This window comes from Bacteroides sp. BFG-606, assembly GCF_024788145.1.
Taxonomy (GTDB): domain Bacteria; phylum Bacteroidota; class Bacteroidia; order Bacteroidales; family Bacteroidaceae; genus Bacteroides; species Bacteroides vicugnae.
This window is the reverse complement of sequence record NZ_JANUIL010000001.1, coordinates 5,649,072-5,662,120: the sequence shown is the minus strand read 5'-3', so window position 1 is coordinate 5,662,120 and position 13,049 is coordinate 5,649,072. Positions and strand designations below refer to the sequence as shown.

Genomic DNA, 13,049 nt, shown 5'->3' with positions numbered 1-13,049 from the left:
AAAAAGGCCTATAAAGAAAGCGACAATGAATAATTTTATCTTTTACAGCCCTACCGAATTTGTATTCGGACGGGACACGGAAGCGCAAACCGGAGCATTAGTGCAGAAATACGGCGCACGCAAAATAATGATTGTCTATGGCGGTGGCTCTGTGATACGCAGCGGATTATTGGCTCGTGTTGAGAAATCATTGCAGGAAGCGGGGATTCCCTATTGTATGCTGGGCGGTGTACAGCCTAACCCGATAGACACGAAAGTATATGAAGGAATCGACCTCTGCCGGAAAGAGAACGTAGATATGATGCTCGCCGTTGGTGGCGGCTCTGTGATTGATACGGCGAAAGCTATTGCAGCCGGAGTTCCTTATGACGGAGATTTCTGGGACTTCTACATCGGAAAAGCCATTGTGACGAAAGCATTGAAAGTAGCCGTTGTGTTAACGATTCCTGCTGCCGGAAGCGAGGGTTCCGGTAACACCGTCATCACGAAAGTCGATGGCTTACAGAAATTAAGCCTCCGTGCTCCCGGTGTACTGCGTCCTGTTTTCGCCGTAATGAACCCCGAACTGACCTACACACTTCCTCCTTTCCAAACCGCCTGCGGCATTGCCGATATGATGGCACACATCATGGAACGCTATTTCACCAACACGAAAGATGTAGAGATAGGCGACCGTCTGTGCGAAGGCACACTGCTTGCCATCATCAAAGAAGCAACCACCGTCATGAAAGAACCTGAAAACTACGGAGCCCGTGCCAATCTGATGTGGAGTGGAACCATTGCCCATAACGGAACCTGTGGTGTAGGTTGTGAAGAGGACTGGGCTTCCCACTTCCTTGAACATGAAATCAGTGCTATTTACAATGTAACTCATGGCGCCGGACTTTCCGTAATCTTCCCTGCCTGGATGACATGGATGACAGAACACAATGTGGATAAGATAGCCCAATACGCTATCCGGGTGTGGGGAGTGGCAGAATCTGACGATAAAAAGGCGGTGGCCCTTGAAGGAATTTCCCGCCTGAAATCCTTCTTTACTTCCATCGGCCTGCCTGTGACCTTCAAAGAACTTGGCATTGAGAATCCCGACATCGACCGCCTTGTAGATAGTCTGCACCGGAATAAAGGCGAATTGGTAGGCAATTATGTCAAATTAGCGAAACAGGACAGCAAAGAGATTTACCGTCTGGCATTATAAGAAAAACAGATATAACCAACAACTGCATCATTTGTCTTCTGATAGAGGGGTGCAGTTGTTGGTTTGTTTCTTTTGCCCCATCTTTGGAACAGTATTATAAATGCTTCCCCTCTTTATGCAACAAAAACAGTATAGTTATGCCCCATTTTTAGAACAAAATTCGAGTATTTTACCCCATCTTTGAAAACTTTTTATAACTTTGTTGTTGATAACCAATAAGTTTGTGATTCATGTTTAAAAGAGATATATTGCTTCATTTGGAAAGATGGAAAGTCGATGCGCACAGAAAGCCTTTAATATTACGTGGAGCGAGACAAGTAGGTAAAACAACGGTAGTTAACGAATTTGGGAAACAGTTTGAAAATTACCTTTATTTGAATTTGGAGAAACGGGAGGCAGCATCCTTATTTGAGTTGAATGTGCCTCTAAAAGATTTGATGCCTTTGTTCTTTGCACATTGTGGAAAGGTAAAGAAAGAGGGACAAATCTTGCTTTTTATTGATGAAATTCAAAATTCGGCAAAGGCGATGGCATTGTTGCGCTATTTTTATGAAGAATTACCTGATATTTATGTGATTGCTGCCGGTTCATTATTAGAAAACCTGATAGATGTGCATGTTTCATTTCCAGTGGGAAGGGTGCAATATATGGCATTGCGTCCTTGTTCATTTCGCGAGTTTCTGGGTGCTGTCGGCGAAGAAGCTTTAGTGACTGTTTTAGATCAACCGGAAGTCACTTTCGCTTTTCATGACCGTTTGATGTTATTGTTTAATATCTATACGCTGATTGGAGGCATGCCGGAAGTTGTGCAGCTTTATGCAGAGAGCAGGGATATTCTAGTTTTGGAGTCCACTTATGAAACCCTTTTGCAAGGATACCGGGATGATGTGGAAAAGTACGCTCAAGGGAAACGACTTCCGGAAGTGATTCGTTTTATCTTAAAGGAGGGATGGCATAAAGCCGGGCAAGCAGTAACTTTAGGGGGGATTTGCCGGTTCGTCTTATAATGCCCGGGAAGTAGGAGAGGCTTTTCGTCTGTTGGAGAAAGCAATGCTATTGGAACTAGTTTATCCGACTACGGCAACGGAAGTTCCGGCCACTCCTGAAATAAAGCGTATGCCCAAGCTGGTCTGGTTGGATACAGGATTGGTGAATTATGCGGCACAGGTGCAGAAGGAAGTTTTGGGAGCAAAAGATATAATGGATGCTTGGCGTGGTATGATAGCGGAGCAGATTGTGGCGCAAGAACTGTTGACACTGACAGATAAAGTCAGTCAGAAACGTTGTTTCTGGGTACGTAATAAGAGCGGTTCAAATGCAGAAGTCGATTATGTCTGGGTACAGGATTCCATGGTTTATCCCATTGAAGTTAAGTCAGGACATAACGCCCATCTACGTTCCTTGCATTCTTTTATGAATCGCTCTGTGCAGACAGTTGCAGTCAGAATATGGTCGCAGCCCTATGCGGTGGATGAGGTGAAGACGGCAGACGGGAAAGAATTCAAATTGATTAATCTTCCCTTTTACCTCGTTGGAAAATTAGACAGCATATTGCGTCGGTTTTAAACGACCTTTGATAACGAGTAGTCTTGTAAAATCATAAAATAAAGATTAGGCACGGATTACACAGATTACACGGTTAGTGCTATGCTTATACAAAGCAACCGTGAAATCCGTGTTATCCGTGCCTAAATTATAATAAAGCTAATCTTTTTTTAGACTTTATCCCAATCCTTTTCAGCATTGAAGCAAGGACAGGCTTTGATCCATTCTTCCGGTTCAATCTCGCCGTTTCCGTTCAGGTCGGGGCTAAGATCCCGGTGTCCACATATCCGGCAATCGGGATACTCTTTCAATAAAGCAAGAATCAATACGCGCAGAGAGTGTTTTTGCCAACAGGTGCGTGTGTCCTTCGGTTGTCCCATGCAGTCGAGTCCTCCTTCGTAGCAGATACCTATACTTTCCTTGTTGAAACCGCGACAATGCGCACCGACCTTTTCTATCGGACGGGTAGACTTTATATCACCGTTCTTGCGGATATAAAAATGATACCCCGTTCCGTTGAATCCGCGCCTGCGGTGACAGATATCCAGATCATATTCCGTGAAGCTCTTGTCCTCGCGCGTGGCGGAGCAATGGATTACTATTAGATTGATAGTTCTCATGGATAAGACCGTTCATTGTCAGGCTTCTGCCACACTACGTTGCGAGCACTCTTTATGGATACATTGCAAGGTGGCAGCCTGCGCCAGCTGACCTCTTAATGAGAATATCTCCGTATGCATCTCTTTCACTTTCGAGCTAAGGTCGAAATAATCCTTCAACACTTTTTCCAACTGCTGCATCAGAAAAGTATATTGGTCTTTCACCAGTTCGCTGAACTCTTTTACTTCTTGCGCCATTACTTTGCGCTTTTTGCGGTTACTGCCCAGAAAGGGCAGGATTGTCATAATGATCTCTATGATTTTATCAAGCATTTTAATAAATTGAAAATTGAGAATTGAGAATTAAAAAATAAATGTAGAAGGAAACAGAAACCGCATGGAGAGTAACTGTAGAAATCACTCCGTAATATCCATGCGGCACTGTTTTTTAAGATTAAGCTGCCGGGTCCGGAGCTTCGCCACTTCCGCCGCCATCACCGCTTCCGCCGTCTTTTCCGTCGTCGGTGCTTTCTCCGTCGCCCTTTGCTGCCAGGATGAAATCGACATTATTCTCGCCTCGGGTAGTGGCATGACTCGTATTCACCAGCTGAAGCGCCTTATCTGCTACGAAACGGACATTTACTTTGCGGATGCTGCGCACCGTGCAATCTTTCTCCTTTTCCGCCCCTTCGCTGCTCAACGTGATATGGAACGTACCCAATCCGTCAATCTTCACCTTGTCGCCCTGGGTAAGCGACAGGCGTAATTGCTCGACAAAAGCCTCAATGGCATGCTTCACGTCTCCTGCAGTGAGCGAAGAGTTCGCTTCGATGGCATCCGCCAGCTTGTTGATGTCCATCACTCTCACTGTACCCGATTTCTGGCGTACATAATACAACATCTGTGAATCGGATTGATTCACATACTTTCTGCGCTGATAGCGCTCCACTAATACATTCATACAATTAAAAAGTTAAGGTTTAAGTAATAAAATTTTCTCTGTCCTTACGACATTACAAATATACGAAATATGAAAGGGAAAGTCAAGTATTTTGCTATATATTTTGTGTGTATAATGAAATAAAATAAGAAAATGATTTCTGCTATATATTGTAATATAAAATTGTATGTTATTAGTGTAATTGTTTCTTATTTAGCATGTTTCAGCATATACTCTAACGGAGGGACATATTCGGTGATCTTGGTCATTTCCGGATTATGTCTGAAATAGACGTTTCCTGTCTCTCCGTTGCGTTGCTTGGCTATGATGACTACTCCCAGGCCTTCGGTGGGATAACCACTTTCCCGGTCGGTCGTTACCCTTGCAAGGGCGGGACGGTAGAGCAGCATGACGACGTCTGCATCCTGTTCAATGGCTCCGCTCTCGCGGAGATGGGCCAGTTCGGGCCGGCCGGCAGGGCGGTTTTCCGATTCGCGGTTTAGCTGGCTAAGCAGTACGACCGGTACATTCAGTTCTTTGGCTAGCAATTTTGCCTTGCGGGTGGCTTGTGCCACTTCCTGTTCGCGGTTGCGGTTGTTTTGACCGGTCGTCATGTCGCAGAGTTGCAGGTAGTCGATAATAATAGCATCGCACGCATGTTGGCTTTGCAGCAGTCGCGCGCTGGAACGTATATGTTCCATGTTGACCGATGTGCTGTCGTCTACGTGTATCGGTAGGCGTTTGAGGTCAGCGGCTGTTGTGCGTGCCTCTACGAGTTCCTGTTGGCTGACGGTTCCCGATCGCCAATGGCGGGCACTGATTTCGCTGGTCGCTGTCAGCCATCGGTCTGCTAGTCGTTCTCCTTGCATCTCGAGGCTGTAGACAGCTACGGCATACCCTGCCATTGCTGCGCTTCGTGCCATGTGTAGTGCGAATGCCGTTTTTCCTACGCTGGGACGGGCGGCGACCACCACCAACTCGCCTTTCTGTAGTCCGGACGTCATGCGGTCCAGATCCGCCAGTCCGGTAGGGAGGCCGGTCACTCCGTTTTTGTTGTTGGCGATACGTCCTTCGGCTTCTACCATGGTGGCGGTCATTAGTTCATCCATGTCGCGCATGTGGTTGTTATGGCCGAATTCGCCTTCCAGACGGTCGAGCAGGTTATGTGCGTCTACCAGTGAGTCGTCGATATCCATCGTTTCGTCTAGCGAACAGGCGAGGAGTTTGTTGAACCCCAGAATCATTTCGCGTCGCAGATATTTCTCGTGTACGATCTGCGCATGATATTCAAGATGGGCGGAGGTTGCCACCTTGCTGCTCAATTGGGTGATGCCGAACGGTCCGCCCGCCTCTTCGAGCTTTCCACGGTGGGAAAGCTCTTCTTTTACGGTGAGGATGTCTATCTTTATTCCTGCATGATACATGGCCAGTATGGCGGCATAGATAACCTGATGGCGCAGGACGTAGAACATTTCGGGACGCAGCTTGTCGGCTACCAGTGGTATGGCTCCCTGCTCTATCAGGCAGGCGCCGATGATGGCTTCTTCTATTTCGGGAGCCTGTGGTGAAACTCTGTTTTCGGTATTCATAGGATCAGTATTCGTTAAGAAAAGCTTTGTTGGATAAATAGCTGGCGGCATGGAGAAGGAAATTGATGTTCGTTTGGTGGAAATAATATTCCTCTATCCTGTCGATGGCGAGTTGTTGTTCCTTGTCGCTCAACTTTTTCCATTCGCGTTGTGCTTTGGCGATATTCTCTTTGGGGAGCTGCGTGATGCTGTGGAATTCATTCCAGAACAGGTGGAACTGTTCGTTGACGGTTTTCTTTTTCTGCTTGTCGCTGTCGGGAACTCCTACCCACTTGTCGTATTCGGTGACACGGATATGCAGGGAGGAATTGTTGGGGTGGGGGGATGATTTCTATAATTCCCAGCGTGGCAAGCTCGTGTATGAACCGGAAGGCTTTTCCGACAGACCAGTGGAAGATGTGGCTCCAGTCACGATAACTAAATAGGCTTTCGCCTCTTTTGTACAAGCAGTCTTTGTTCTGTCGGTCGTTATAGAGTGTATCCGAATAGTTGACTTTCATCAGGATTTTCAGGAGTGCTTCTAGTTCTCCTTCTTGCATGTGCAGGTCTTCTATCTGCTGCTGTACTAAGGCTTTAGGGATAATGAGAAAACCTTGTTTCAGCATGGCTTGGAAATTGATTTTTTTCATTGGGTATTATTTAAATTTTCTGTAAAAGTACGCTGTTTCCGTGCGGTTTGCAAGGGGTGTGCCTGTTTGTGGACGGGTGTGGACGAAGAAGAATAGTTGTGGTACGTAAGTTGTTGTATTTTTGTTTTCTTTCATGGGGCGAAGAAGTGATCGGGAGATGAAATGGATGCTCTGTTTGTGTTTGATAAAGCTTCTGCCGGAGATAGACAGAGCCTTCGTTAGGGGGATTCGGAGGCTCTGTTTGGAATGAAAAAAACGGTCATTTTGCCGAACGCTTTGTGGAACGCTTTTTTCTTTCGGTAAATAGCTGTATAAATGATAGTTATCTTCTTATCTGAAAAAAGTGGTGAACGCAAAGTGGAATACATAATAAACAATAAAAAGATAAATGATATATTTAAAAATATATAGTTCGATTTTCCTTTTATTCCTTGTCGATGTTTTCGTTTTCTACTACGTAATTAAACGTTTGTCGGCAGGTCGATGTGGGGAGGTCCCCAATGACGGTAAAGGATTAGTTGCATTTCGGGACTGATGTCGATTGTTTGGCAGGTGTAATACGCGGCAGCCAGTTGTTCATTCAACGTCTTGTCTGCTTTGATGCGTTTGCGCATTTTTTTGCTGGCGGAAGAGGCGTTTGCCAGATCAGGAAAATATTCTTTCGCCAACTCGGAGAAATACTTGAATCCATTGATGCTGTAGTGTTCGACAGCTGGTTCATTGTTGTTCATAACTTTGTTGTTTTTTAGTAATTAAAAGAGTTGTTTGTTTAAAAAACTGCGCAAATGTATGAAAATAAATTTGATAGATAATGTGAATATTTCAGTTTTTAACTTTATAATTTTATGTATGTAAATTTTTGTATATATATTTTCGTATTTTACTAAAGTAAATTGTGGGAATAGTAAATATTAATTATTAAATTATTTTTTAATGAAGAAGGAAAGTTTTACTTCGTTTATGAAGCAAGTGGCTGTTGATTTGCAGCAGAGTGGGAATTTAGGGACTGCTCATGTATATAGAAGTAGTTTGAATGCGATTCTTACTTTTCAGGGTTCCGGTTGTTTGTCGTTCCGGGAAATAACTCCGGAGTGGCTGAAGCATTTTGAGGGTAGCCTTCGGGCTCGTGGGTGTAGCTGGAACACGGTGTCTACATATCTTCGCACGTTGCGTGCGGTTTACAATCGTGCTGTCGATCTTCGGAAGGCGCCTTATGTGCCACATTTGTTTCGCTCCGTATATACAGGTACGCGGGCGGACCGTCGCCGGGCATTGGATGCGGAGGATATGAAGAAGGTATTTGCCCGTCTGTTGCAGTCGGATGCGGTTACTTCTGCCATGAGGAGTGCGCAGGAGTTGTTCATTCTTATGTTCCTGCTCCGGGGATTGCCTTTTGTCGATTTGGCTTATCTGCGTAAGAGTGATCTCCGGGGGAATGTGATTAGTTATCGTCGTCGTAAAACGGGGCGTCCGCTGTCTGTGACGTTGACCTCGGAAGCGATGTTTCTTTTACGGAAGTATAGGAGCCGCGAGGAGCAGTCGCCCTATTTATTCCCGATTCTTCACAGTGACGAAGGTTCGCCAATGGCGTATAAGGAATATCAACTGGCTCTGCGCAATTTTAACTATCAGTTGGAACTGGTGGGAAAGCTGCTTGGACTCAAAGATCGGTTGAGCTCATATACCGCACGTCATACTTGGGCGACCACTGCGTATTATTGCGAAATTCATCCGGGCATTATTTCCGAAGCAATGGGACATTCGTCTATCACTGTAACAGAAACTTATTTGAAACCTTTCCGGAGTAGGAAAATTGATGAAGCAAATAAACAGGTGATCGACTTTGTAAAACGCTCGGTGATAGGTACAAGTGCTTGATTTTTACTCTGTTACTTCGTAGGTAACGGGTTGAAATATCGGTGCAAATATGAGCATATTTCTTAAAACAACCAAACGAAATCATACATTTTTTCTAATAAACTACTCAAAAGAGGAATTAAACAAATAAAACACACGGATTCTTTGTATTAGGACTTTGTTAACTTCTAAATTTTGCAAAAGATTTCCCTCCCTCTACTGCCTTTCAGAAGCAGGGGTAAAAATGTTTCATTGCTTATCGTCTCATTTTTCAGTATTGACTACTCCAAAAGAGCAGGTACAAAGGTTTATCCGTTACCTACGAAGTAACGGGCGGCTATTATTGAAACTTAGTGTTTAATAATATATTATTAATGTAATTTTTAAGTAGTTATGAAGAAAAAATTTGTTAGGGTAATGCTTTTTGGGGCATTGACGCTTACAGTCAGTACAGCAGTAACGAGCTGTAAGGATTATGATGATGACATTAAAGGCTTGCAGGAGCAGGTTGATAAGATCACATCTGCTAGTCCTGTAAGCACGGAAGACATGAATGCAGCTGTTGATAAGGCGAGCAAGGAATTGAAAGAACAATTGGCCAAACTGGAAAAACTGGTGAATGATCCTTCGTCTGAAACTTCGTTGACACAGCAGATTGCTGATTTGCAGGAAGCTCTGAAAACAGCAGTAGGTGAGAATGCAAAAGATTTGGCTGGTAAACTGGCTACAGCTCAAAATGATTTGGCCGCTTTGAAGAAGGCTTTAGGAGGTGATGATTACATCAATGGACTGAAAAAAAGATCACCGACCTCGAAACTGCTAAATCTACTTTGCAGACTTTGATCGATGCCGAAGCTGCTTATCAGAATAATAAGGATATTAGTGGCTATAAAAATACCGGTTTTGATGCTTATCTGAATCAGGAGATTTTGAATGCTATCGGCAAAGAGGGTAGTATTGCTCTTTATGTGGATAAAGTTGTGAAAACGGCTGTCGGTACAGTGCTTGCAGACGTCAATAAGTATCTTTCTGAAAACTTTAAGGAAAATGCGGATCTTGCTGCTTTTGTGAAAGAAGTAAATGAAACGCTTTTCTCTAAAGAGTATAAAGCTCAAATGGATAAGCTGAATCTGTTGTTGGCAGCTATCGATAAAGCTGTAGGAGATGGCTCAACTTATGAGGATTATGCAGCTGTCATCAAACAGATTGATGAAACAAAACAACAATTGGCAGGATTGGAATTGCCTTCGGGTGAGGGGGTTACCTTTAATTCAGCTGTTAAAGATATTATCCAAAGAGAATCTGAAGGTAATGCCGGTATTATAAAAGGTCTGGAAGAAAAACTACAGAAAGAAATTGATGCTATCAAAGGCATGATTCAGAGCATTGTGTATGTACCGGAATATGCAGATGGACAGGTGTTGTTTAATACTTACTATATGCAGTTTGATGATAAGAAAGAAGATTGGAAACCTGTAGTCAATGTGGACGAAGTAACAGTGAAATTCCGTGTATCACCTTCTGCTGTGGTAGCTGATTTGGTTGCTAACTTCGGCGAGGAAAACGCAAAATATGATATTGCCGTAGATTGCCAGAAAGTGAAAACACGTGCTTTAAACGATCCGTTCAAGATAAAAGGAATCAAAACTGTAGAAGGAGAATCTAACTTGATTGAAGTGACGTTGGATGCCAGTGCGGTAAGTCATAGTTATGCTGTAGCTCTGACTGTAAAAGACAAGGTTGCTACAGATAAGAAAACGTTGAATGATGTTTCTTCAAACTATTTTGCTGCTGTGAAGAGTGATTTGTATATCAGCAAGGTAGAATGGGCATCTGCAAATGGTGCAGTAGCAACAGTGAAGAAAGGTGCTGCTATTGACTATATGGAAAACGATGGAGATACAAAGGTTTCTGATTACGAGTTAACTGTGAATACATCAATAGATGGTAGTGGAAAGGTTAGCGGTACTTCTTCCACAAAGACTTTGGCTGAACTAGGCATCTCGGATAAATATTTCAAGGTGGCATTTGCATTTACAGACAAGGCTACAGCTGAAAAATCCTTTGAATTAAAAGAAGCAACTGGTGTTCTGACAGCTAAAGGAGATGCAGGAAGCAAAGCTACTGTGAAATCTACCGTAACAGTGACGGATCCTGCAACAGCCGGAGATAAAAAACCTGTGACAAAAGAATATACAGCTAAGGAATATACGGAAGTTAAAATCGTCAGCGAAGGAGAAGCACAAATTATTACACTTAAATCGACAGAGTCTATTTTGTGGAATGCTATAGAAAAGTCTTATGATATTACTACTATTGGTGCCGACGGTGTAGATAAGGTTATAGCTGCAATAAAGAATGCGTTGAATATGAAAGTAACGGATAAATTCAGCTCTTGTACCTTTGATGCTGTTGCGCAAGACCAGACAATTAAGTTGGGTTCTAATAGCGGTGGTGAACTTGCTTTAATTATTCCTAAAGAAACAACTTGTGCGCCTACTGATATTACTACGAAGATTACTAATGGTGATTATACAGTAGATGTAACAGTGAAGGGCGTAACCGTAACTCTTCCTGATGCAGAAAATAAAGCATTTAAATTGGTAGCTAATACTTATACAGACGGAACATTGCTTATTAATTTAGGTAAAGATGTTAATGGTAAGGTAAATGCAGTAACAGCCTCCAGAAGCTTGAAAGAACTTTATACAAACTACGATAAAGTATATGAAAATTTGGTTACGACTGTCGGTGGTACAATGGAGTTTGCTCTTGCTGATGATGTTCAAAAAGATGCTGCTCCGGAAGAACGTAAAGGTGTAAAAGTTGACAAAGACGGTACTGTTACAGTGTCTAACGATTACGATGGCAAACCTATCAAAGTCACACTGGAGGGAAAATGTGGTAAGGAGAAAATATTCGCCATAACTATTCCAGTTGTAATTCCTGCTAATGAGTTGAACGGAACATTCGGCTATAAAGATGCAAAAAATACCAAATTTGAGTATGACGTGAAAAACGCGACTGCAAGAACAAATGGTCTTGATTTGACAACTGCATTTGTTTGGAAAGATGGAGATAAGAAAAACGTATGGCCTACAGCTGATAATGATACCTATGGCAGCAATAACGCTATGGATATCTATAATTTCTCTATCGTGTATTCTCTTTCAGGAAAAGATGCATCCTCTTTTGAAGTGCCTACTATTTCTGACAGTAAACTCAAATTGATTAAATCAATAGCTGAAACAAGTACGATCAAGAGTACGATGGAAGTTGTTGTGACAGCTACTCCTACCTCTCCTTGGGGTAGCATGGTTGGTCAGGCTAAGTCGATAACAGTCACTGTTCCGACTTGGGTAGACAAACAATAATAACCTGCTAATTAATCAGATAACAATATCTCCCGTAACTTATAGGTTCTTCTAATAAAAGGAACGGGAGATATTAATCTCTGGTGATAGATAAACCCTTCTTCACCACGCTGGTGAAGAATACGTCAAGAAGTAACAGATGGAAGGCATTAGCTTGTGAAAGTCAGTCCTCCCCTTTCTGTACTTCTTTTAGAAAGGGATGCCGCCCTAATTTCCCACTGGCATCCCTTTTATCTTTACTCTGAATGTATCTCCCTATATTATGCTAGTACGCTAAATTTTTTAATACTAGTATCCCATTTCCCTATAGATTAAGGAGATGCTTTGAGAGAATACGGAAAGCCCGGGCTTGCGAAAGTCCGGGCTTTTCAATCTTTAAGAAGAAATCTTAGTTGTAGATTATCGCACGATAATTACCAAACACCCATTCTTGCTATTTTACTTCCTCACATACCACCATGAAAATATCGGCATATCCTTCCTGAAGAAGAAAATGTATGATGATTTGCTATAGGAGAAATTGTGTTACTTTTGTATCTACAATTAATGAAAGGAGGGAATAAGATGGCAAGACCAATAAGAGAAACCCCAATATTGTTTGGAGAGGATGCTCGTCGGTTTGAAGAAAAGATGAAAAGTCCACGTAAAGTGTCGAAAGAGGAGCGGGAACGTAGACGCAAAAATTATGAGCTCGTTATGAAAGCGGCAACCAATTTTAAATGATTGGATAATAGGTGTACAAATAGACTTTTCTAAATTCCGCATTAGTCGGATGGAAGAAGGTGAAAAAATAGAAGAATCGTTCAATTGCGGTGATGCCGACTTGAACGATTTTATTTTGCATGAGGCTTCGTTTTATCGGGAGGCATTACTGGCAGTGTCTTACATCGCTAAAGTTGATGATAGGATAATAGCATATTTCAGTTTGGCTAATGACCGTGTTTCGTTAGGGGATTTTGAGAATAAGACAGAATTTAATAGGTTTCGTAAGCATCGTTTTGTTAATGATAAGCGTTTGAAAAGTTGTCCCGCTGTGAAAATATGCCGTTTTGCTGTTGATGTTGCTTATTCTGGTACAGGTATCGGTACAGTATTGATGGATTTTATAAAAGACTATTTTATCGAGAACAATAAAACTGGATGTCGTTTCATTACTGTGGATGCATATTTAAACGCTATTCCATTTTATGAGAAAAATAATTTTAGTCTGCTGCTTCCAAATGATGATGATAAACATACTCGTTTGTTGTATTATGATTTGAAAGAAGAATAGACAATAATCAAACAAAAAGGCGACCCGTACCTAACGAGTCGCCTT

The 13,049-nt window shown here is 42.6% G+C and carries 10 protein-coding genes and 2 pseudogenes; 6 read left to right on the top strand and 6 right to left on the bottom strand.

What is annotated here, in order from left to right:
* Positions 1-25: 25 nt before the first annotated feature.
* Positions 26-1,198: an iron-containing alcohol dehydrogenase gene (locus tag NXV01_RS21900; protein WP_148364839.1), complete on the top strand. Its 1,173-nt coding sequence runs from the start codon at positions 26-28 to the stop codon at positions 1,196-1,198.
* A gap of 230 nt (positions 1,199-1,428) precedes the next feature.
* Positions 1,429-2,764, top strand: a pseudogene (locus tag NXV01_RS26095) (ATP-binding protein).
* A 149-nt stretch (positions 2,765-2,913) separates the two neighbouring features.
* Here NXV01_RS26095 and NXV01_RS21885 read toward each other — a convergent pair.
* The 6 genes and pseudogenes from NXV01_RS21885 to NXV01_RS21855 form a co-directional block, all read right to left on the bottom strand.
* Positions 2,914-3,363 carry an N-acetylmuramoyl-L-alanine amidase gene (locus tag NXV01_RS21885; RefSeq protein ID WP_148364840.1) on the bottom strand — a complete coding sequence of 150 codons (450 nt, stop codon included), beginning with the start codon at positions 3,361-3,363 and terminating at the stop codon, positions 2,914-2,916.
* Positions 3,364-3,381: 18 nt separating this feature from the next.
* Positions 3,382-3,675, bottom strand: a complete 294-nt coding sequence (locus tag NXV01_RS21880) for a hypothetical protein (RefSeq protein WP_099147015.1) — start codon at positions 3,673-3,675, stop codon at positions 3,382-3,384.
* Between the two features lie 121 nt (positions 3,676-3,796).
* The gene (locus tag NXV01_RS21875) at positions 3,797-4,303 is read right to left on the bottom strand and encodes an HU family DNA-binding protein (protein ID WP_258981323.1); all 507 of its coding nucleotides are present in this window, start codon (positions 4,301-4,303) and stop codon (positions 3,797-3,799) included.
* Positions 4,304-4,491: 188 nt separating this feature from the next.
* Positions 4,492-5,871, bottom strand: coding sequence for a replicative DNA helicase (gene dnaB / locus NXV01_RS21870; protein ID WP_258981322.1), 1,380 nt, complete (start codon positions 5,869-5,871; stop codon positions 4,492-4,494).
* A gap of 4 nt (positions 5,872-5,875) precedes the next feature.
* Positions 5,876-6,500, bottom strand: a pseudogene (locus tag NXV01_RS21860) (hypothetical protein).
* A 461-nt stretch (positions 6,501-6,961) separates the two neighbouring features.
* On the bottom strand, positions 6,962-7,231 hold the full coding sequence (locus NXV01_RS21855) for a DUF4248 domain-containing protein (RefSeq protein ID WP_099147019.1): 270 nt from the start codon (positions 7,229-7,231) through the stop codon (positions 6,962-6,964).
* A 202-nt stretch (positions 7,232-7,433) separates the two neighbouring features.
* On the opposite strand from NXV01_RS21855, the gene NXV01_RS21850 reads away from it, so the two are divergent.
* The 4 genes from NXV01_RS21850 (at position 7,434) to NXV01_RS21835 (ending at position 13,004) form a co-directional block, all read left to right on the top strand.
* Positions 7,434-8,378 carry a site-specific integrase gene (locus tag NXV01_RS21850; RefSeq protein WP_217721128.1) on the top strand — a complete coding sequence of 315 codons (945 nt, stop codon included), beginning with the start codon at positions 7,434-7,436 and terminating at the stop codon, positions 8,376-8,378.
* A gap of 372 nt (positions 8,379-8,750) precedes the next feature.
* Positions 8,751-9,200 carry a hypothetical protein gene (locus NXV01_RS21845; RefSeq protein ID WP_258981317.1) on the top strand — a complete coding sequence of 150 codons (450 nt, stop codon included), beginning with the start codon at positions 8,751-8,753 and terminating at the stop codon, positions 9,198-9,200.
* The gene (locus NXV01_RS21840; RefSeq protein ID WP_259023226.1) at positions 9,188-11,731 is read left to right on the top strand and encodes a hypothetical protein; all 2,544 of its coding nucleotides are present in this window, start codon (positions 9,188-9,190) and stop codon (positions 11,729-11,731) included. The genes NXV01_RS21845 and NXV01_RS21840 overlap by 13 nt, the downstream gene beginning before the upstream one ends.
* 772 nt (positions 11,732-12,503) lie before the next feature.
* Positions 12,504-13,004, top strand: coding sequence for a GNAT family N-acetyltransferase (locus NXV01_RS21835; RefSeq protein ID WP_259023225.1), 501 nt, complete (start codon positions 12,504-12,506; stop codon positions 13,002-13,004).
* The last annotated feature ends 45 nt before the right edge of the window (positions 13,005-13,049 follow it).

Coding starts and splice junctions, on each gene's coding strand:
- NXV01_RS21900 (WP_148364839.1), top strand. CDS start 26: ATGAATAATTTTATCTTTTACAGCCCTACCGAATTTGTATTCGGACGG.
- NXV01_RS21885 (WP_148364840.1), bottom strand. CDS start 3,363: ATGAGAACTATCAATCTAATAGTAATCCATTGCTCCGCCACGCGCGAG.
- NXV01_RS21880 (WP_099147015.1), bottom strand. CDS start 3,675: ATGCTTGATAAAATCATAGAGATCATTATGACAATCCTGCCCTTTCTG.
- NXV01_RS21875 (WP_258981323.1), bottom strand. CDS start 4,303: ATGAATGTATTAGTGGAGCGCTATCAGCGCAGAAAGTATGTGAATCAA.
- dnaB (WP_258981322.1), bottom strand. CDS start 5,871: ATGAATACCGAAAACAGAGTTTCACCACAGGCTCCCGAAATAGAAGAA.
- NXV01_RS21855 (WP_099147019.1), bottom strand. CDS start 7,231: ATGAACAACAATGAACCAGCTGTCGAACACTACAGCATCAATGGATTC.
- NXV01_RS21850 (WP_217721128.1), top strand. CDS start 7,434: ATGAAGAAGGAAAGTTTTACTTCGTTTATGAAGCAAGTGGCTGTTGAT.
- NXV01_RS21845 (WP_258981317.1), top strand. CDS start 8,751: ATGAAGAAAAAATTTGTTAGGGTAATGCTTTTTGGGGCATTGACGCTT.
- NXV01_RS21835 (WP_259023225.1), top strand. CDS start 12,504: ATGGAAGAAGGTGAAAAAATAGAAGAATCGTTCAATTGCGGTGATGCC.